This is a genomic window from Brevibacterium sp. NPDC056726 (assembly GCF_042790515.1).
Lineage (GTDB): Bacteria > Actinomycetota > Actinomycetes > Actinomycetales > Brevibacteriaceae > Brevibacterium > Brevibacterium sanguinis.
This window is the reverse complement of sequence record NZ_JBHTYZ010000003.1, coordinates 426,914-446,040: the sequence shown is the minus strand read 5'-3', so window position 1 is coordinate 446,040 and position 19,127 is coordinate 426,914. Positions and strand designations below refer to the sequence as shown.

Genomic DNA, 19,127 nt, shown 5'->3' with positions numbered 1-19,127 from the left:
CGATCCTCCGCCGAGGCGCCTGCGCGCCGGAACCCGGACCTCGGGTCCTGGGTCCGAGTCTAGGCGGGTGAGGAACCAGCGGGCCAGACCCCGTGGCGCGCGACCTCCTCGGCGAGGATCTGCGGCCAGGAGACGAGGTCGGTCGGGGTCTGGGCGACGGTGAGCCGGGACTCGGGCAGCAGCGCATGCAGGCCCTGTGCGGTCGCCAGCGGATGGGAGGGGTCGTCGACCCACGCGAGGATCCGCGTTGGAATCGCGTGCCCCTCGAGTCGTGCGGGATCGGGCAGGTCGCTGCCGGCGGCACCGCGCAGGACCGCGGGAAGGAGCGGCAGCGGCACCTCAGGTCGGGTGCTCGGCGCGTCGGCGAGCGTCGGCGGCTGCGGAGTGAGGGCACTGGCGGCGAGGTACTCATCGAAGCCGCCGCCCTCGATGAGATCCGCGGCCTGCCGATAGACCTCGGCCTTGGCCGGACGCGTCTCCCATGCAGTCGGGGGCACGACGAGGGTGAGTCCCGAGAAGCGGTCGGGGTCGAGGAGGAGAGCGTGGAGGAGGGTGGCAGCGCCCATCGAGGGTCCGACGCCGTGGACCCGCTCCCCGGGGAAGTGGATGTCGAGGAGGGCGAGAAGGTCTTCGGCCAGGCTCGGCCACCGGTAGTCCTCGGCGACCGGCCGGCCCGTCGAGAGTCCGTGTCCGCGGGCGTCGTAGCGCAGCAGCCGGGTTCCGCTCAGCCCCACCCCGAGATCGAGCTGAAGCACCCTGTCGCGCGCCCGGGATGAGGTGAGTCCGTGGAGCTGGACGACGGGGGCGCCGCCTTCATCGGAGAGCTCCGCGGCGATGTCAGCACCATCGAGACGATGAATCACGTGCCCTCCCGGCTGTCGGCCCACTGCGGTGCCTCTCACGTTAGAGTAGCGGCATGCGTCTGACCAACGTGTCTCACCTGCGGCTGCCCTTCGGCCGTCTCTACGGCTACGACGTCGAGGCGGGCCCCCCCGAACGCCGGCTGCCGATCTCGTTCGACCAGCGCCGCCACGTCTCAGCGGGGTCGAGACCCGGCTCGTGGATGGCGCTGTCCCTGCAGCTGCCCGGCGACGTCGACCGCGACGACCTCGCGTCCGCGTGGTGGGCGGTGATGGAACGCCACGGCACGCTGCGGTCGGCCTTCTCCACCGACGAATCCGGTGAGCTCGCCCTCGGCGAGATCGCGCTCCTCTCCGGTCGCTGGCGCGAGCACCCCATCGCCCAGGGCCAGGCCGTCAACGACGCCCTGCGCGAGGTCCTCGATGAGGCGTGCACCCCCTTCGCCCGCCCGTCCCATCGTCTCTGCGTCCTCGAGACCGCTGCCGGATCGACGGTGATCATCGGCGCCGACCACGCCCACGTCGACATGTGGTCGATGCTCGTCATCGCCCGCGACCTCCTCTCGGCGCTGGCCGCGATCTCCTCCGGTGTCGCCCCGGCCCTCGACGCCGCCCCCGAGTTCGCCGAGCACACGGCTGCCCTGTCCGAGCCCGGTCCCCCGCCGCCCGAGGTGAGCAGGCGGTGGCGGGAGATCCTCGAAGCCGGTGATGGGTTCATGCCGCGCTTCCCCCTCCCCCTCGGTGAGGCCGCCGCCCACCTCGAACGCGTCGAGGTCCGCGATGTCTTCGACGTCCACTCCTCGGCCGCGTTCTCCGCGCAGGCGCGAGCCGACGGCGTCTCGACGCTCACCCTGGCGCTCTCGGCGATGGCGGAGGTCACCCGCACGGTCAGCGGTGCCCCGCTGCGCGCGGTCTTCCCCGTCCACAGCCGCTTCGAGGAGAAGTGGAACGACGCCGTCGGCTGGTTCATCACGAACTCCGTCCTCGAAGTCACCGATCCCGCCCCGCAGGCGACTTCCCGGTCGGTGCGCGAGGCCATCGAACTCGGTTCGCATCCCCTCGCCGAGGTGCTCGCCCCGTGGGGCGGCATGCCCGAGGCCCCGGGGATGTTCGCGATCTCGTGGCTCGACCTGCGCAGGCTTCCGGTGCGGATCGACTCGACGGGGCTCGATGCCCAGTACGTCGGGGCGACGATCCGCACTGACGGGGTGATGCTGTGGTTCATCCTCGACGAGAACGGTCTGCACCTGCGCTGCCGGTATCCCGACACCGAGGAGGCACGGGCGAACGTCGGCGGGTGGCTCGACGCCCTCGTCGCACGGATGCAGGACATCGCCGCCCACTCGGTCGGCGATGTCCTCGACGTCGACGGTGAGCAGTTCCGGGTCTCGCGAGCGAAGCGCGCCGATGTCCCCGCGATCCTCGACCTCCTCGGCGAGGAGATGCCGAGCACGGAGGTGCGCGACCGCCTCCACGCGGCGATCACCCGGGACCGCTCGCACTACCTCGCCGTCGTCCGGGACGCATCCGGTGCGGTGGTCGGGACGATGGAGCTCACCTTCGTTCCCGGGTTCTCCCAGGGCGGGACGCTGCGCCTCGAGGTCGCCGGCTTCCGCGCGATCACCTCCGACATCGGAGCGGCGATGCTCCGGTGGGTCCACGAGCAGGGGATCAACCGCGGCGCGGACCTCACCCAGATGACGACCGAGGTCGACCGCGAACTCGTCACCGACCTCGGCTACACCCCGGAACAGGGTCGTTTCGTCCTTCGTCTGAGTGACGACTCCGATGGCTGAGTCCGCACCCCGCCGAGGCGGTCCCCGGCTTCTCACCACGGGTCGCGGCCGGGGTGAGGCACCGCTGACGCTGAGGTCACCGCAGACCCGCCTCGAATCGCTGGCCACTCGCTTCGCAGTCGTCGCCTTCGTCCTCACCGCGATCGTCGTCGTCCTCGTCATGGCCGGACAACGGCTGCCGCTCGGCGGGGCCGACTCGCTCGGAGCCCTCGCGGCGTGGCCCGCCTCCGTCGCGTCCGGGCTCGGGTTCGCCCTCTCGTATCTGCGCAGCAGCAGACGGCCCGATCTCGCATGGCGGCGGAGGCTGCCATGGGTCAAGCGCATCATCGACCTCATCGCCCTGATCTCAGCGGTGGCGATGGTGGCGAGCATCATCGTCCACGCCGTCTTCCAGATCTTCCAGCTCGGTTTCCGCGGGCTCACGGTCGATCCGCTCGGCGGCGCCGCACTCGCCGGGGCGGCCGCGGCGGCGTGCGCCTATTTCGCGGTGATCATCGCCGACGGGGTGACGAGTGTCGTCGTCGTGGGCCTCGTCGTCGCCGATCTGTTCCTCGGCACACTGGCGAGTATGATCCAGTCCCCGGAGGCCACGTGGTGGCAGTTCCACTTTTCCCGTCTGGGCAACGACACGGGAATCAACGGGTACCAGTTCAACATCTCGCTGCAGATCGCCGGCCTCCTGCTCACCACGCTCGCCAACCACATCGGGCACGACATCGCCCTGGGGCTGCGCCACCGCGGCATCCGCGACCCTCGCCGCATCACGATCCTCACCTGGGAATTCGCTGCCATCGGCATCTGCATGATCGTCGTCGGCTCGGTCCCCGACGCGGTGAACTTCCCCGTCCACGTCAGCGCCGGGGCGGGCATGGTCGTCTCCTTCCTCGCCTTCTTCCTCACGCTGCTCCGACTCGCGCCCGGTCTGCCGAAGGACTTCACCGCCACCTCGTTCGTGGTCGTCGCCGCCGTCGCCGCAGCCATCCTCCTCTGGGTGCCCCTGGGCTACTACAACCTCACCGGGATGGAGACCATGGCAGCCGGCGTGCTCTTCGCGTGGCTCTTCCTCCTCGCCCGCACGACCCAGGCGTATGCGGAGGAGCCGGCCACCGGCTGACCGCCACCGGTGACAGTCCGCCCGCCGGCAACGCTCCGCCTGCCCGCGGGACCTACGGCCACGGCTTCGATTCACTTTCCGCCGGATGCATCGGGTCGCGACCCGACCGATCCGGCGGAAACCGACTCGTCTGGTCCCGATCGCTCGGATCGCGAACCGACGACTCCCCTCGAAACGGACTCATCTCACCCGGATGCGCTCTCCGGTCTACAATCTCCCTCGGATCCTGTCCTTGAGAACTGGAGTGCTCCATGCCCGACTGGCTCGTCATCGTCCTCTCGATCGTCGCCGGTCTGCTCCTCCTCTGGGTCGCCCTCATCGCCGTCCTCTGGGTCCAGTCGCGCCGCATGGGTCGGTCGGTCGACTGGAAGGAGATCGTCCGCCTCGTCCCCGACGTGCTGCGCCTGGTCAAACGCTTGGCGACGGACCCGCGGACACCTCGGGGAACACGCTGGATGCTCGGCGGCCTGCTCGTCTACCTCGCGCTGCCGATCGATCTCGTCCCGGACTTCATCCCCGTCCTCGGCTACGCCGACGATGCCGTCGCGATCGCCCTCGTCCTCCGGTGGGCGATCGGCCATGCCGGTCTCGAAAGCGTCGAGCGGCACTGGCCCGGCACCGAGGCGGGACTGCAGAGCCTGCTGACACTGACCGGTGCGGCGCGGCGCAACCGAAGGTGACACGCGCGCGAAAAAGGCCCCTCCCTGATGGAACACCAGGCGAGGGGCCTATCGAGTAGCGCGGGGGAGGCTCGATCTCCCGACCTCACGATTATGAGTCGTGCGCTCTAACCAGCTGAGCTACCGCGCCTCGATCGCATGCGTCGCGTTTTCACGCGGCACGAGAGCCCCGAAAGGGAATCGAACCCTTGACCTTCTCCTTACCATGGAGATGCTCTGCCGACTGAGCTATCGGGGCAACAGGTAAGAATTTACACGGCTGAGCGCGACCGGGGCAAATCCGCTCCCGGTGACCTCACTCACAGACCGTCGTCCGCCGTCCCCACCGGTCTACTTCACCGGGTCGAAGCGCCCGGCGAGGAAGCCCTGGAGCCGTCCCGGATGGTTTGTGATGATGCCGTCGACCTGGGCGTCGAGGAGTTCGCGCCATTCGTTCATCTCATCGACCGTCCATACGAACACGCCGAGGCCGTTGTCCCTGATCTCGGCGACGACGGACTTCCGCAGCGAGAATCCCCGGTACGGCGGGTTGATCGCCACCGCGCCGAGGTTGCGCGCCGTGGCGATGTCCTCCGGCCGGGGCACCATCCGCAACAGGAACCGGGTGACCATGGGCAGCAGGTCCCGGCAGGTGGCGAGCGTGTCGGTGTTGAAGGCCTGGACGACCATGCGATCGGCCGTTCCGGTCTCGACGACGAGTTCGGAGATCCGCGCGACGGCGCCCGGCGACCACTCCCCCTTGAGCTCGAGGAGGAGCTCGCCCCCGCGATGCTGGATGTCGCGCATGACCGCGGCCAGAGTCGGCACCCGCACACCGGTGAACCCGGGCCCCATCCACGAACCCGCATCGACGAAGGAGAGCTCCTCGGCGGTGAGGCTGACGACGGGGCCCTTGCGGTTCGTCGTCCGGTCGAGGTCGGGGTCATGGATGATCACCGGCACCCCGTCGGCACTCGTCGACGCGTCGACCTCGATGAAGTCGACGCCGAGCGCTCGCGCGGCATCGACGGCCGCGAGGCTGTTCTCAGGGGCCACTGCCGAATAGCCGCGGTGGGCGATGACGAGCGGCCGGGTTCCCGACCCGGGACGCTCGGCGATGCCCCGCTCGCGCAGGAACTGGAGAAAGCTCATGCCTCCACCCTAATTCCCTGTCCGGACGAATCCGCCCAGCCCCTCAGGCGCACCCTTCGCAGGTCTCGCATCGTGGACGACTACGTCTGATGGGGCGAAACGGCGGAGTAGCCTACGGTGCAGTGAGTTGCTTCACACGCCCTGCTGTCGCCGGCGACTCGTTCCATCGCAGCCTGTCGAAAGGTCCGTCATGGAGGCTATCTTCGCCGCCACCATCCTCCTCGCCTTCATCGCTCTCGGCGAGTTGGTCTCCATCTGGTCGAAGGCGCGCATCCCGAGCCTCCTCGTCGCGATGCTCGGCGTCTTCATCTTCGCGAAGCTCGGCATCGTCCCGGAGTCCGTCGTCGACGACTCGATGCTCGTCCAGATCTACACGATCCTCGTCGCCCCGCTGCTCTTCCACATGGGCACGCTCATCCCGCTGCGGATCATGCTCAAGCAGTGGCGCTCGGTGATCATCGCGGTCTCCGGCATGCTCGTCGCCGTCCTCCTCATCCTCGCCGTCGTCGCTCCGCTCTTCGGGTTCGAGACCTTCGTCGCCGGTTCGGGTCCGCTCGCCGGCGGCATCGTCGCCACCAGCCTCACCACCGAGGGACTGACCGCGGCGGGCGCCGCCTCGTCGATCATCGTCCTCCCCGCCCTCGTCCTCATGCTCCAGTCGCTGCCGTCGATGCCGCTGACGAACTTCCTCCTGCGCCGGTACGCGACGAAGCTGCGCGACAGCGGCGAACTCCACGAACTCGCCCTCGCCCACCACGAGGAGGAGGCTCAGGCGGCGGCGAAGAAGAAGCTCGTCACCCTCCCGGGCTACCTCGTCGACAATCAGCTCTTCATGCTCTTCCTCGTCCTCGTCGGCGGCACGGTCGCGACCCTGCTCGCGATCCCCACCCACATCCCGTCCTCGATCCTCGCGCTCATCCTCGGCATCCTCGCCACCGCGATCGGGCTCTCCCCCGACAAGGCGATGGAGCGCTCGAATTCCTTCGGCATCGCCATGGCCGGTGTCATCGCGATCGTCATGGCCCCACTCGTCGCCGCCTCCGTCGACGACGTCATCCGCGCGTTCCTCCCGACGATCGCGATCCTCATCGTCGGCGGCGCGGGCATCGTCATCGGCGGGTTCATCGCCACGAAGCTGCTCCGATGGAAGGCCCCGCTGGGCATGTCGGTGGCCCTGACCGCGATGTACGGCTTCCCCGCCGACTACCTGCTCACCAACGAGGTCGCCCGGTCGATCGCCCGTGACGACGACGAGAAGGAAGCCCTCCTCAACGTCATGCTCCCGCCGATGCTCGTCGGCGGATTCACCTCGGTGAGCGCCGGGTCCGTCGTCATCGCCAGCATCCTCGTCTCCCTGCTGTGAGCGATCTCCTCGCCGAGGCGGCCGACCTCCTCCCCGACCTCCAGACCCTGCGTCGCGACCTCCATGCCCACCCCGAGGTCGGCCTCGACCTGCCCCGCACCCAGGCGGCTGTGCTCGACGCGATCGCCGGTCTCGACGTCGAGGTGACGACGGGGGAGGGCGCCACCTCGGTGGTCGCGGTGCTGCGCGGCACCCACCCCGAGCGTCCGGCGCAGGCGCCCGCGGTCCTGCTCCGCGGTGACATGGATGCCCTGCCCGTCGCCGAGGCCACCGACGAGCCGTTCGCGGCGACGAACGGGAACATGCACGCGTGCGGGCACGACCTCCACACCGCCGGCCTCGTCGGGGCGATGCGCCTGCTCGCGGCCCGACGGGCAGAGCTGGCCGGCGACGTCGTCTTCATGTTCCAGCCCGGCGAGGAGGGGTACGACGGGGCCTCGGTGATGATCGACGAGGGCGTCCTCGACGCCGCCGGATCCCGGGCCGTCGCCGCATTCGGAGTCCACGTCCACGTCGGCGAGCGCGGGATCGTCTCGACGAGGCCGGGAACCCTGCAGGCCGGGTCGAACGTCCTGCGCATCACCGTCCGCGGGCGCGGCGGACATGGGTCACAGCCGACGAGCGCGGTCGATCCGGTGCCCGCCCTCGCCGAGATCGTCACCGCCCTGCAGACCATGGTCAGTCGCCGGATCGACGTCTTCGACCCGATCGCGTTGAGCGTGACCCAGCTGAGCGCCGGCGAGGCCGTCAACGTCATCCCCGCCGAGGCGTCGCTCGGGGCGACCGTGCGCACCCTGTCCGAGGAGTCCCTGGCCACCGTGCGGGACCGGTCGCGGCAGCTTGCCGAAGGCATCGCCGCAGCCCATGGATGCACCGCCGAGGTGGAGTTCGAGGTCCAGTACCCGGTGACGGTCAATGACGACGCTGAGACCGCGTGGGTGCTCGACGAGCTGCGGGACCTGCTCGGGCCCGAACGGGTCGAGGTGCTCGCGCATCCGATCATGCCGAGCGAGGACTTCTCCTTCGTCCTCGACCAGGTGCCGGGCACGTACATGATGATCGGGGCGAAGCGCAGCGACGTGCCCGAGGAGCGGCAGGGCGACAACCATTCGCCGTTCGTCGTCTTCGACGACTCCGTCCTCGCCGAGCAGGCCGTCGTGCTCGCTCATCTCGCGGCCCGGCGCCTCGTCGCCGCTGCTCGCTCCTGACCTCGAGCGCCCTCCCCGAGACCGGCGTCAGCGCCGTCGGCGCCAGCGGTGCCACCACCGCGTCTTGGCGGCAGAGTCGGGTGCCGGCTTCGCATCACCGGGTTGCTCACCGGCTCCTTCCGCTGCCTCACGGGCGGCGACGCGGCGCGCACGCCAGGCGATCACCTCGGCGTCGATGTCACGGGGCGGGGTGAACACGGGAGGTCCGCCGCGCAGGTCCATGATCGCCTCCCGGACGCGGGCGTTGAACCCGGCGAGGTAGGCGCGGACATCGGATTCGCGAGCGAACTCATCGAGCGTGTCCTCGAGGACGGCGTTCTCCTTGCGCAGTTGGAAGGCTGCCGGAGCGACACCGCTGATGTCCTCGGAATCGAGCTTCTGCTTGATCCACCAGTCGGGATCCTCGGAGTTGTGGAGGCCGCGCAGCGGCTTGCCCATGCCGGGCAGGTCGTCGAAGTCGCCGCGCTTGATCGCGCGGTCGAGGGCGGATTCGACGATCTCGGTGCGATCGGAGAGTGAATTGATCCGCCGAGGCGGTTCCTTCTTCTCCATGCTCCCACCCCCGCAGGCTCTCGTCCTTCCACGGTAGGGGCTGCACAGCGGTGTGACAACGTCACAGGGCCCGATGCTCAGCGTTTCCGCTGAGCATCGGGCCCTGTGGTTCTGCGTGGCAGATGCAGGATTCGAACCTGCGAAGGCAATGCCGGCTGATTTACAGTCAGCTCCCTTTGGCCGCTCGGGCAATCTGCCGCAGTGCGAGCTCGAAGAGCACTCAAGAAGAATACTAGGCCCGTGACGCGATTGCCAACTCGGTTGACGCAGGTCACAGCGGGATCACTCGACTAGACTTCTGCGCAGAACAGACCGGCATCGCAATCTATGACAAAGGAGCGCCCATGGCCAGCGAATCGTCATTCGATATCGTCAGCAAGGCCGATCGACAGGAGGCCGACAACGCCCTCAACCAGGCTGCGAAGGAGGTCGGCTCCCGCTACGACTTCCGCGGCACCGACGCCTCGATCGCGTGGAGCGGTGAAGCCGTGCTCATGAAGGCCAACAGCGAGGACCGCGTCAAGGCGATCCTCGACGTCTTCCAGTCCAAGCTCGTCAAGCGCGGCATCTCGCTCAAGTCCCTCGACGACGGCGACCCCTACCCCTCGGGCAAGGAGTACCGCATCGACGCCTCCCTCAAGGAGGGCATCGACAAGGACGAGGCGAAGAAGATCTCGAAGATCATTCGCGACGAGGGCCCCAAGGGCGTCAAGGCCCAGATCCAGGGGGACGAACTGCGCGTGAGCTCGAAGAAGCGCGACGACCTCCAGGAGGTCATCGCCCTCCTCAAGGGCAAGGACCTCGACGTCGACCTCCAATTCACCAACTACCGCTGAACCACCGACACCACCGACACCCCACAGCGCCCGGCTCGCCCTCGTCGAGCCGGGCGCTGCCGTATATCCGGCCCACAGCGGTCGACGCGGCAGATGACGGAATCCGTCGTCCCGTGACCTTCCGCGACCGACTGCGACCGGTGTGTGTCGGACCGTGACACCGATCATCGGCTTCCCCACCGCCTCGGCGAGGGGCTTGGCACGATGACGGCATGTCAACGACACTCACCTACGCCGACCCCACACTCGATTCGACCTTCCGGGACGTCGCCCAGCGACCCCCGATCGGTCCCTCGCTCACCGGCAGGCCACGGCTGCGCACATCCGCCTCGGCGCCGGAGAACGCCCTCGAGACCGACCTCGACGCCGAGCGCCCGCGCCGGCTAGCGCTCTCCTTCGAAGTCATCCCTCCCCGCTCACAGGCCCAGGCGGCGACCCTGCCCGCGCTGCTCGCCGAACTCGACACCCTCGCACCCGACTATCTCGCGGTGACGAGCTCGGCGAAGAGCGGCTGGCTGCACGGCACCGCCGACTTCATCCGCCTCGTCACTGCCACCACGCACCTGCGCCCGCTTGCCCATCTCGCCTGCACCGCGGGCACCCGCGCCGAGCTGACCAGGTGGATCCACCACCTCCTCGGCGTCGGGGTGCGCGGATTCCTCGCGATCCGCGGGGACTTCCCCGACGGTGCGACCGCGGTGCCCGACGGCCATCTCCCCCACGCCGACGCCCTCGTCCACCTGCTGCGCGAGATCGAATCCGCGAACACCGCCCGGCTCGCTGCGGGACGGCTCGGGATCGGGGTCGCCGCGTACCCGTCCGGGCATCCCGAATCCTCCGGTCCCGACGAGGACCTCGACGTGCTCGCGGCCAAGCAGCGCCTCGGCGCAGATTTCGCCATCACCCAGCTCTTCTTCGACCCGCACGCGTACGCGGACCTGCGGCGCCGGGCGGAACTCGCGGGGATCACGATCCCCCTCATCCCCGGCGTCCTCCCCGTCACCGATCCGCGACGACTGCACACGATGAGCCGCCTCTCCGGTCTGCCCGTGCCCGATGACCTGCTCCGCCGCTTCGACGGCGCGGCGGATCCCGCGACCGCTCGCCGCATCGGCCTCGAGATGACCGCCGAGCACATCGCCGCGATCCTCGCCGGCGGCGCCGACGGACTCCACATCTACACGTTCAACGACCGGGCGACCACGCTCGACCTCCTCGAGATGCTCGACCGCCTGGGCATCCGCCTCGACTCGGCACCCGCCCCGGTGCCCGCGTCCGCCCCGCACCCGTCCTGACCGCCGCACAACCACGTCACCACCACCGAAGGAGAGACATGACCACCCCGTTCCCTGCCGCCACGATCACCGGCTACCCGCGCATCGGACGCCGCCGCGAACTCAAGACCGCCCTCGAATCCCTCTGGGCCGGGCGCATCGACACCGGCGAGTTCGCACAGACGACCCGCTCCCTGCGGGTGCAGACCTACCACCGGCTGCGCGAACTCGGCCTCACCGAGGACTACGCGATCCCCGCGACCCACAGCCACTACGACCACGTCCTCGACTCCGCGCTCACCGTCGGGCTCATCCCCTCGGCGACGCTGGGGACGGACTTCGACCTCGGCGAGTACTTCGCCCTGGCCCGCGGCACGGCCGACCGCTCCCCGCTGGAGATGACGAAGTGGTTCGACACGAACTACCACTACCTCGTGCCCGAGCTCGAGGATGCGACGACGTTCAAGGCCCACCCCCAGCACCTGCTCACCCTCGTCTCCGAGGCGCGGACCGCCGGGCACCGCGTCCGGCCCGTCCTCGCCGGTCCCGTCACCCTCCTCACCCTGGCGAAGACGGCGCCCGGGACGGCGACCTCGCCGCTCGAGCGCCTCGACGAGCTCACCGCGGTCTACCTCGACGTCCTCAGCATCCTCTCCGCCGCCGGCGTCGAGTGGATCCAGCTCGACGAACCCGCCCTCGTCACCGACTCCGGGGAGTACTCCGATGAAGAGCTCGCCGAGGCGGCCGCCCGGACCTATGCGACGCTGACCTCGGCCCTCCCCCACTCCCGGCTCCTCGTCACCGCCCCGTACGGTTCACTGCGGGCGGGCCTGCCCGCGCTGGCGGACTCCGGGATCGGGGCGCTCGGAGTCGACCTCTCCCCGGCCGTCCGAACGCTCGATCCCGGGTACGTCGATCGCCTCGCCGAGGCGGTCCCATCGTCCGTGCGCCTCGTCGCCGGCATCGTCGACGGCCGCAATGTGTGGGCGAACGACCTCACGGCGAGCCTGGAGACCCTGCGGTCGCTGCCGCAGTCCGAGGTGAGCGTGTCGACGTCGACGTCGCTGCTCCATGTCCCCCACACCGTCGCCGACGAACCCGCCCTGCCCGTCGATGTCGCGACCTGGCTCTCCTTCGCCGAGGAGAAGGTCACCGAGGTCGAGGCCCTGGCCGCGGCGCTGTCCGAGGGAAGGCAGAGCCGTGAGAGTGCGTTCGCCCGCGCCGACCGGGCGCAGCGCACGAGGGCCGAATCGACGACGGTGCACAACCCTGTGGTGGCAGACCGCACCGCGGAGCTGCGTGACCACGACGGCAGGCGCGGTGCGTTCGCCGACCGGCTCGCCGCGCAGGCGAGCCTCGACCTGCCGGTGCTGCCGACGACGACGATCGGGTCGTTCCCGCAGACGCGTGAGGTCCGGCGTGCCCGCGCCGACCATCGTGCCGGACGGATCGACGACGCCGGGTACGAGGCGATCATGCGCGCCGAGATCGACCGCGTCGTCGCCCTCCAGGAGGGCATCGGCCTCGATGTCGTCGTCCACGGCGAACCCGAGCGCAACGACATGGTCCAGTACTTCGCCGAGCACCTCGACGGCTTCGCGACGACGGAGAACGGCTGGGTCCAGTCGTACGGATCCCGGTGCGTCCGGCCGCCGATCCTCTACGGCGACGTCTCGCGTCCCACCCCGATCACCGTCGGCTGGTCGACGTATGCCGCCTCGCGCACCGAACTCCCGGTCAAGGGCATGCTCACCGGCCCGGTGACGATCCTCGCGTGGTCGTTCGCCCGGGAGGACATCAGCCTCGCCGAGTCCGCCGATCAGATCGCCCTGGCACTCGCCGACGAGGTCGCCGACCTCGAGGAGGCGGGAATCGGGATCATCCAGATCGACGAACCCGCGCTGCGCGAGCTCCTCCCGCTGCGCCGCGTCGACCGGCCCGCCTACCTCGACTGGTCCGTGCGGGCGTTCCGCCTCGTCGCGGCGAACGCGGCACTGGCGACGCAGATCCACACGCACCTGTGCTATTCGGAGTTCGGAGAGATCATCGAGGCGATCGACGCCCTCGACGCCGATGTCACGAGCATCGAGGCGGCACGGTCCCGGATGGAGGTGCTCGCCGACATCTCCGAGGCGGACTTCGACCGCGGCATCGGTCCGGGCGTCTATGACATCCACTCGCCGCGGGTGCCGGGCGTCGCGGAGCTCACCGAACTCGTCGACTCGGCCCTGCAGAGCGTCGATGCGAGCCGCCTGTGGATCAATCCCGACTGCGGACTCAAGACCCGTGGCTACGCCGAGGTCGAGGCGGCCCTGGCGAACCTCGTCACCGCCCGGGATGCGGCGCTGGCGAGGATCGGTGCGGCTCAGCCGACTGCCGTGTAGGTCTGTTTCAGGGCGTGGGTCGCGGTTCCGGCAGCTGCCAGCAGCCGGTCGCGGCCCACTCCCTGGTTCGACTGGGCTGAGAGCCCGTGCCAGACGGCTTGGACGGCGTCGGCCAGCGCTGTCGGGGAGGAGCCGGCGACGAGCTCTCCGGCAGCCAGCCCCCGGGCGAATCGCTCTTCGAGCAGACGCGCGCCCTCTTCCTGCATGGCGGCGATGTGCCCGGCAGCCTCGATGGTCTCGGCCGAATCCGTCATGATCGCACTGGTGACCATGCACCCCGGATGCTCCGCGGGGTCCTGGGTGAATTCGATGACCGACTCGCGCAGCAGCTCGTCGACGGCCTCGCCGATGGAATCGGCAGCGACGGCGCTGCGGTAGATCTCGGCGTACCGGTCCGCGTAGACCTCCACCGCCTCGGCGAAGAGACCCGCCTTGCTGCCGAACGCCGAGTAGAGGCTCGAGCTTGAGATCCCGATCGCCGCGGTCAGGGCCCGCGTCGACGTTCCGCTGTAGCCGCGCCGCCAGAACAGGCGGGCAGCCTCGAGCAGTGCGTGCTCTCGGTCGAATTCAGGTGGCCGTCCGCGGATCATCCTTGAATTCTAGAGCAGATGCTTCATAATCAATTTATGGAGCAGATGATTCAGAAAGAGATGCGGCTGCCTGACGGCGGACGCATCGTCGTCGACGTCTACGCCGATCGGCCCCACACACGGGCGTCGGCGAGGACGCTCGTCGTCCTCCCCGGGGTGATGAGCGATTCCCATGCGTGGCGGAGGTTCGCCGCGGCGCTGCGGTCGTGGCCGGTCGTCGCGGTGATCAATCGTCGCGGGCGACCGCCGTCGACGCCTCTGCCCTCGCCGCATTCGATCGCCGCCGAGGTGGCCGACCTCCACGCGGTCCTCGATGAGTTCGGGGCCCGGCAGGTCTTCGCGTGGAGCTTCGGCGGACTCGTCGCCCTCCACAGCGCGAACGAGCGCAGCCTCGACCACCTCATCGCCTACGAGCCCGTGATGGCACCGTTCGGTGCCCCTGCCCTGCCGTCACTCGAGCGCGCCCACGCTGCCGCCGACTGGGATGCATCCGTCGAGATCGTCAACCGCGACATCTCGGGATTCGACGATGAGCACATCACCCGACTGCGCGCTGATCCTCGCGCATGGGAGAGACTCCGCACCCTTGCTCGCCCCCTCTACCCCGAAGTCCTCGCCATCGGCACCGCCCCAGCGCCGGAGGAATTCGCCCAGCGGGCCGAGAGGATCGATGTCATCGTCGGCGGGGACAACCTCGGCGAGGCACCCTACGGGACGACGGTGGACGATGTGCTTGCCCGCACGCCGCGTTCTCGAGTCCATACCCTGCCCGGTCAGGGGCACATGGCCCATCTCGAGGACCCGGACGGGCTCGCTGCCCTCGTCGACCGGCTCGCCTGAGCCTCAGCCGGCCTGGGATTCTCCGGTGTCCCCGGCGAGGGCGATGGGGATGTAGTAGAGGCCCTTGGAGTCCTCTTCGACGGTGGCGCGGAGGCGATCGTCGACGGCGACGAAGTCGCTGACCTTGATCGTGCCCTTCTCACCGCTGAGCTCCCGGACGGCGAATGCGGGGATCAGTCCCTGGCGGCCGGCGGCATCGACGGCGAGGGCGTACTTCGGTCCGGTCGCGCGGACGCGGACATCGATGGCCGCACGCTCGACGACTGCGGCGATGAGGTCCGGCTCCGGTTCGGGATTCGTCAGGGCCGAGAGTTCAACGGCCAGGGTGTCGGCCATCTCGTCGACGGTGGCGAGCATATTCGCCATCGCGCGGGCGAACTCGCCGTGGAGCTCACTGGGCTTCATCGCCGCGCCGGGCTTGTACATGTCCTCATGCGTGAGCTCGCCCCACGCGTCCTGGAGTCGGGTCTTCACCTGGATCTCGGCGAAAACCGGCTCGCCGTGATCGCCGGGGATGCGCAGCGTCACATGGCAGGCCCGGTAGCCGCTGGGCTTGGGCCGGTCGACGTAGTTCTTCTCCTCGATGAGGACGAACGACCCCAGCTGTTCGGGGTCCCGCAGGGAGTCGAACATCATCTTCTGATCACGCGGGGATTTGCAGAGGACCTTGACGCCGACGATGTCCCTGATCTGGTCCTCGACGTCTTCCGCCGAGGTGACCGTGATGTCCGGTTCGGCGGCGACCTTCTCAGCGAGCTTGGCCAGGGTCCGTGCCGGATCCTTGATCCGGTGACCGTCGACGTCGAGGCGGGAGATGTCCTTGTCCTTGAGCAGGCCCCGCTGCTGCTCCTTGAGCCAGGCCTTGATCCGCGTCGCCGTCGCCTCCCACACGTCGTACCGCTGGGCGTAGGCGGCATCGACGTGTCGACGGAGGTCGGAATCGGCGGTCATGCGGGCAGGGTTCAGTGACCGGAGACCGGCGCCGAGGCGGTTGCGGCGTGGTCGCGGGCGGCGGCGAGCATCCCCTCACGGGTGGCGATCTTCACCCGTTCACGGCCCTCGAGCGCTCCGGCGGCCCGTTCGGCGGCATCGAGGCGGTGGTAGCCCTGCCAGTCGACGAACTCGACGCCCTTGGACTCCAGCAGTTCGACGATCGAGTCCTCGGCGGGAGCGACCGGCTCGGCCAGCACACCGGCGGCGCGGTCGGCGAGGATGTGGGTGATCGTCTCGAGGGCATCGCCCTTCGTGTGACCGATCAGGCCGACCGGGCCCCGCTTGATCCACCCGGTGCTGTAGACGCCGGCGACGACATCGGACTCGGCCGCCTCACTCTGATCCACGGCGTCGACGACGCGACCCTCATGGTTCGGGATCACCCCGCGGCGGGGATCGAAGGGCAGCTGCGGCAGTGCTGAGCCGGCATAGCCGACGGCGCGGTAGACCGCCTGAACCGGCCAATCCACGAACTCGCCCGTGCCGCGGACGTTGCCCGTCCCGTCGAGCTCCTGACGCTCCGTGCGCAGACCTTCGACCTTCCCATCGCCGAGGATCTCGGTCGGGGCATGGAGGAAATGCAGATGCAGACGCCTGCTCGCACCGGTCGGTTCACGCAGCGTGAAATCCGTCAGCGTCTTCGCCACCTGCTTGACCTGATTCGATGACTCGATCGCCTCCATCGACCCCTCATCGAACTCGAAGTCCTCCGGATAGACGATGATGTCGACATCCGGCACATGCCCGAGCTCCCGCAGCTCGAGCGGGGTGAACTTCGCCTGCGCGGGGCCCCTGCGCCCGAAGACATGGACGTCGGTGACCTTCGAAGACTTCAGACCCTCATACACATGATCCGGGATCTCCGTGACATGCATGTCATCGGCCTGCTTCGCCAGCACCCGGGCCACATCCAAGGCCACATTCCCATTCCCGATCACCGCCACGGACTCGGCCTCGAGCGGCCAGGACTGGGAGACATCCGGGTGCGAGTCGTACCAGTTGACGAAGTCCGCCGCCCCGAACGAGCCCTCAAGGTCGACGCCGGGAATGTTCAGAGGCGCATCCGTGATGCACCCGGTGGAGAAGATCACCGCATCATATCGGTCGGTGAGTTCGTCCAAGGTGATGTCGGTGCCGTAGTCGACGTTGGAGAACAGGCGGATGTCTCCCCGGTCGAGGACTTTGATCAGGGCGTTGATGATGCCCTTGATCCGCGGATGATCCGGAGCCACTCCGTAGCGGACCAGACCGAACGGGGTGGGGAGTCGCTCGAAGAGATCGATGCTGACCTCGAAATCACGCTCGGCCTTCGTCAACAGATCAGCCGCATAGATCCCAGCGGGACCGGCACCGACAATAGCCACACGGAAAGGACGGGTCATTCTCACACCTCTCTAGACAATCGAGGTCAATTCTATCGCCGATGTAGGTATCCCTAACACAGACGTGACGAAACTCGCACCGGCCCGTCAGTCCCAATGAGCGCTCTGCGTCCCGCGTGGCAGACCACTCCCACAGTTTGCTGGGAGAACCCTAGACTCTCCTTGTGAACACTGTTGCCGCCCCTGACGAGAGCGCGTTCCGTCGCCTCGGCCTCATCTACGGAACGTCCGCCTACCTGCTCTGGGGTCTCCTCCCCCTGCTCTTCGCCGCGGCGGCACCGACCGGCGCTCTCGAACTCGTCGCGCACCGCGTGATCTGGGCGCTCGTGTTCTGCACGATTCTCCTCGTATTCGCCCGCGGCTTCGCGCGCACCTGGCAGGTCGTGCGGTCAGGTCGGACGTTCTGGCTGCTCGCCCTGGCGGCCGTGCTCATCGCAATCAACTGGACGACGTTCATCTACGGCATCGACACCGGCCACCTCGTCGAGATCTCGCTCGGCTACTACCTCAACCCGCTCATCTCGATCGGCCTCGGCGTCGTCTTCCTGGGTGAGCGGCTGCGGCCCCTGCAGTGGGCTGCCGTGGGCTTCGGTCTCGTCGCCGTCATCGTCGTCGGCCTCGGGCTCGGCCGCTTCCCCTACCTCGCGTTCTCCGTGGCGCTCTCATTCGGGTTCTACGGGCTGGTGAAGAACAAGGTCGGCGCGAAGGTCGGGGCGCTCGAGGGGATGACGGTCGAGACCGCGATCCTCGCGGTGCCCAGCCTCGCCTGGCTGGCTTGGCTGGGCTCGCAGGGGGCGCAGACGTTCACCGGGTTCGGTCCGCTCCACGTCATCATCGTCCTCGCGACTGGACCGGTGACGGCCATTCCGCTCATCCTCTTCGGCGCTGCCGCCAGGCGGATTCCCCTGTCGTGGATCGGGATGCTCCAATACATCGCGCCGACGCTCCAGTTCATCATCGGCGTCACCGTCCTCGGCGAGGCGATGTCGACGACCCGGTGGATCGGGTTCCTCATCATCTGGATCGCCGTCATCCTCCTGTGCATGGACATGGTCCGCCACAGCCGAAGGCCGCTGACGTCGGAGTGATCAGCGCGAGCGCGAGACCACGGAATCGGCGAACTCGAACAGGGACTCCTTGACGATGCCCTCCGGCAGCGGCGCGAGAGCCTCCTTCGCCGATTCCGCCCAGCGCACCGCCTCGGCGCGGGCGGCCTCGGTGACCGGATGCGCGGCCAGCGCGGCCCGTGCCTTCTCGAGGGCGGCATCCGAGCTGAGGTCGGCGTCGAGGAGTTCGACGACCCGAGCCGCCTCGGCGTCCCCATCGGCAGCTGCGGCACGGACGTAGAGCACGGGCAGAGTGGGCACGCGTTCGCGCAGGTCGGTGCCCGGGGTCTTCCCGGACTGGCTGCCCGTCGTCGTGAGGTCGATGATGTCATCGGCGAGCTGGAAGGCCACACCGACGCGCTCACCGAAGATCCGTACGGGATCGACGAGCGCCGGATCGGCGCCGGAGAACATCGCCCCGAACTGCGCCGAGGCGGCGATGAGCGACCCCGTCTTGTCGGCGAGGACGTCGATGTAGTGCCCGATCGGATCCTCATCGGGAGTGGGCCCGGCGAACTCGGCGAGCTGGCCGAGAACGAGGCGCTCGAACGTCTCCGACTCGATCTTCACAGCCTCCGGACCGAGGCCCGCGGTGACGAGCGAGGCCTTCGAGAAGAGGAGATCCCCGGTGAGGATGGCCACGGAGTTGCCCCACACCTCGTGAGCGGCGGGTGCGCCCCGGCGCACGGGAGCGTCGTCCATGACGTCGTCGTGGTAGAGGGAGGCGAGGTGGATGAGCTCGACGGCGACCGCTGCCTCGATGACCTCGTCGCAGTGAGGTTCGCCGAGGCGGGCGGTGAGCAGCACGAGATTCGGACGGGCCCGTTTCCCACCGGCGGCGAGCAGGTGCTTCGACGCGGTGTCGGGAAGCTTCCTGGTCTGATCCGTGACCTCGTAGAGGCGGCGTTCGACGGTTTCGAGCTGAGTCGAGATGTCGGCCGCGAGCTGGGCGTCGGCACCGATGAACGTCACCGGGGAGGCTAGGTGGCTCATGTCCTCGTCATTCATAGTCACTGGG

At 68.8% G+C, this 19,127-nt stretch carries 17 protein-coding genes and 3 tRNA genes; 10 read left to right on the top strand and 10 right to left on the bottom strand.

Features of this window, described 5'->3' with window-relative positions; genetic code table 11:
• Positions 1 to 59: 59 nt before the first annotated feature.
• Positions 60 to 863, bottom strand: a complete 804-nt coding sequence (locus tag ACFQ91_RS08345) for an alpha/beta fold hydrolase (protein WP_009379088.1) — start codon at positions 861 to 863, stop codon at positions 60 to 62.
• Positions 864 to 916: 53 nt separating this feature from the next.
• On the opposite strand from ACFQ91_RS08345, the gene ACFQ91_RS08340 reads away from it, so the two are divergent.
• From ACFQ91_RS08340 to ACFQ91_RS08330, 3 genes are all read left to right on the top strand, one after another.
• Entirely contained in the window at positions 917 to 2,656 is a 1,740-nt protein-coding gene (locus ACFQ91_RS08340) for a condensation domain-containing protein (protein ID WP_063249200.1), read from the top strand.
• Positions 2,649 to 3,770 (top strand): DUF998 domain-containing protein, encoded by a 1,122-nt coding sequence (locus ACFQ91_RS08335; RefSeq protein ID WP_119296353.1) that lies wholly within the window; start codon positions 2,649 to 2,651, stop codon positions 3,768 to 3,770. Before ACFQ91_RS08340 ends, ACFQ91_RS08335 begins: the two co-directional genes overlap by 8 nt.
• A gap of 251 nt (positions 3,771 to 4,021) precedes the next feature.
• The gene (locus tag ACFQ91_RS08330; RefSeq protein WP_095376747.1) at positions 4,022 to 4,450 is read left to right on the top strand and encodes a YkvA family protein; all 429 of its coding nucleotides are present in this window, start codon (positions 4,022 to 4,024) and stop codon (positions 4,448 to 4,450) included.
• Positions 4,451 to 4,506: 56 nt separating this feature from the next.
• Here the strand turns inward: ACFQ91_RS08330 and ACFQ91_RS08325 are convergent.
• The 3 genes from ACFQ91_RS08325 to ACFQ91_RS08315 all read right to left on the bottom strand — a co-directional run bounded on the left by ACFQ91_RS08325 (position 4,507) and on the right by ACFQ91_RS08315 (position 5,581).
• Positions 4,507 to 4,580 (bottom strand) — tRNA-Met (locus tag ACFQ91_RS08325).
• 35 nt (positions 4,581 to 4,615) lie between these two features.
• Positions 4,616 to 4,688 (bottom strand) — tRNA-Thr (locus tag ACFQ91_RS08320).
• 92 nt (positions 4,689 to 4,780) lie between these two features.
• Complete coding sequence (locus ACFQ91_RS08315) at positions 4,781 to 5,581, bottom strand: glycerophosphodiester phosphodiesterase (protein ID WP_376870842.1); 801 nt, start codon at positions 5,579 to 5,581, stop codon at positions 4,781 to 4,783.
• Positions 5,582 to 5,771: 190 nt separating this feature from the next.
• Between ACFQ91_RS08315 and ACFQ91_RS08310 the strand changes: the two genes are divergently transcribed.
• Together ACFQ91_RS08310 and ACFQ91_RS08305 are read left to right on the top strand one after the other, a co-directional pair.
• Positions 5,772 to 6,944 (top strand): hypothetical protein, encoded by a 1,173-nt coding sequence (locus tag ACFQ91_RS08310; protein WP_009379078.1) that lies wholly within the window; start codon positions 5,772 to 5,774, stop codon positions 6,942 to 6,944.
• A complete protein-coding gene (locus ACFQ91_RS08305) occupies positions 6,941 to 8,152 on the top strand; it encodes a M20 family metallopeptidase (RefSeq protein ID WP_095376749.1) in 1,212 nt (403 codons plus the stop codon). Before ACFQ91_RS08310 ends, ACFQ91_RS08305 begins: the two co-directional genes overlap by 4 nt.
• Positions 8,153 to 8,179: 27 nt before the next feature.
• Here the strand turns inward: ACFQ91_RS08305 and ACFQ91_RS08300 are convergent, their stop codons facing one another.
• Together ACFQ91_RS08300 and ACFQ91_RS08295 are read right to left on the bottom strand one after the other, a co-directional pair.
• On the bottom strand, positions 8,180 to 8,704 hold the full coding sequence (locus tag ACFQ91_RS08300; protein WP_119296355.1) for a DUF1992 domain-containing protein: 525 nt from the start codon (positions 8,702 to 8,704) through the stop codon (positions 8,180 to 8,182).
• Between the two features lie 116 nt (positions 8,705 to 8,820).
• Positions 8,821 to 8,902: transfer RNA gene (locus ACFQ91_RS08295), tRNA-Tyr, on the bottom strand.
• Positions 8,903 to 9,048: 146 nt separating this feature from the next.
• Between ACFQ91_RS08295 and ACFQ91_RS08290 the strand changes: the two genes are divergently transcribed.
• The 3 genes from ACFQ91_RS08290 (at position 9,049) to metE (ending at position 13,198) form a co-directional block, all read left to right on the top strand.
• The gene (locus ACFQ91_RS08290) at positions 9,049 to 9,540 is read left to right on the top strand and encodes a YajQ family cyclic di-GMP-binding protein (RefSeq protein ID WP_376870836.1); all 492 of its coding nucleotides are present in this window, start codon (positions 9,049 to 9,051) and stop codon (positions 9,538 to 9,540) included.
• Positions 9,541 to 9,752: 212 nt separating this feature from the next.
• Positions 9,753 to 10,835, top strand: a complete 1,083-nt coding sequence (locus ACFQ91_RS08285; protein WP_179952582.1) for a methylenetetrahydrofolate reductase — start codon at positions 9,753 to 9,755, stop codon at positions 10,833 to 10,835.
• 38 nt (positions 10,836 to 10,873) lie between these two features.
• Positions 10,874 to 13,198 carry a 5-methyltetrahydropteroyltriglutamate--homocysteine S-methyltransferase gene (gene metE / locus ACFQ91_RS08280; RefSeq protein WP_376870832.1) on the top strand — a complete coding sequence of 775 codons (2,325 nt, stop codon included), beginning with the start codon at positions 10,874 to 10,876 and terminating at the stop codon, positions 13,196 to 13,198.
• Here the strand turns inward: metE and ACFQ91_RS08275 are convergent.
• Positions 13,180 to 13,788: a TetR/AcrR family transcriptional regulator gene (locus ACFQ91_RS08275; protein ID WP_376870829.1), complete on the bottom strand. Its 609-nt coding sequence runs from the start codon at positions 13,786 to 13,788 to the stop codon at positions 13,180 to 13,182. The genes metE and ACFQ91_RS08275 overlap by 19 nt on opposite strands.
• Positions 13,789 to 13,833: 45 nt before the next feature.
• Here ACFQ91_RS08275 and ACFQ91_RS08270 point away from each other — a divergent pair, with 45 nt between their 5' ends.
• Positions 13,834 to 14,628: an alpha/beta fold hydrolase gene (locus ACFQ91_RS08270; protein ID WP_376870826.1), complete on the top strand. Its 795-nt coding sequence runs from the start codon at positions 13,834 to 13,836 to the stop codon at positions 14,626 to 14,628.
• Between the two features lie 3 nt (positions 14,629 to 14,631).
• On the opposite strand, the gene ACFQ91_RS08265 is transcribed toward ACFQ91_RS08270, so the two are convergent.
• Complete coding sequence (locus ACFQ91_RS08265; RefSeq protein ID WP_193338737.1) at positions 14,632 to 15,579, bottom strand: GTP pyrophosphokinase family protein; 948 nt, start codon at positions 15,577 to 15,579, stop codon at positions 14,632 to 14,634.
• 11 nt (positions 15,580 to 15,590) lie between these two features.
• Positions 15,591 to 17,003: an FAD-dependent oxidoreductase gene (locus ACFQ91_RS08260; RefSeq protein WP_376904138.1), complete on the bottom strand. Its 1,413-nt coding sequence runs from the start codon at positions 17,001 to 17,003 to the stop codon at positions 15,591 to 15,593.
• A 164-nt stretch (positions 17,004 to 17,167) separates the two neighbouring features.
• Here ACFQ91_RS08260 and rarD point away from each other — a divergent pair, with 164 nt between their 5' ends.
• A complete protein-coding gene (gene rarD / locus ACFQ91_RS08255) occupies positions 17,168 to 18,091 on the top strand; it encodes an EamA family transporter RarD (protein ID WP_376871912.1) in 924 nt (307 codons plus the stop codon).
• Here the strand turns inward: rarD and ACFQ91_RS08250 are convergent, their stop codons facing one another.
• On the bottom strand, positions 18,092 to 19,102 hold the full coding sequence (locus ACFQ91_RS08250) for a polyprenyl synthetase family protein (RefSeq protein ID WP_376871909.1): 1,011 nt from the start codon (positions 19,100 to 19,102) through the stop codon (positions 18,092 to 18,094).
• Between the last annotated feature and the right edge of the window lie 25 nt (positions 19,103 to 19,127).